This is a genomic window from Anaerotignum faecicola (genome assembly GCA_024460105.1).
GTDB lineage: Bacteria > Bacillota > Clostridia > Lachnospirales > Anaerotignaceae > JANFXS01.
Genome location: JANFXS010000382.1, coordinates 1 through 422, shown reverse-complemented (window position 1 = coordinate 422; position 422 = coordinate 1). Strand labels below are relative to the sequence as shown.

Annotated in this window: 1 protein-coding gene; it reads right to left on the bottom strand. The window is 50.7% G+C overall.

The window, feature by feature from the left end:
• Nucleotides 1–75 precede the first annotated feature (75 nt).
• On the bottom strand, nucleotides 76–422 hold a 347-nt coding region (locus NE664_14490; protein MCQ4727843.1), incomplete at its 5' end, for an ABC transporter substrate-binding protein.

Genomic DNA, 422 nt, shown 5'->3' with positions numbered 1-422 from the left:
AGAATAAACCATGGCATGCTCTTCTCCAATGCCGTCCGCCTCCTGAATTTCCTTTTTCTTTTGCTCTAATTTCTCTTACTTCCAGCTCCACTGATCCACATTATTTACAATCGACCAGCCGTGACCGTGAGGATGCAACTTCTGCTGCGCCACAGCCAGATCGGACTTTGCCCAGTAGAGATGGTCGATATTGACGAGCCAGATCCATGGAATATCGCCCTGCTGCGTAATACCGGTCTCTCCATCCCACTGCGCCTTCTTCCACAGTTCATAGGACTCATCCAGACTGCTGCTTGCCAGCGCCTCATCCATATAGCGGTCCACCGTTTCATTGCCGTATGGAGAGTATTCCGCCAGTCCTGTATCCTTCATGGTATGGTATATATTATAAAGCTCCATCGGCGTATGCGCTCCCCAGCCCC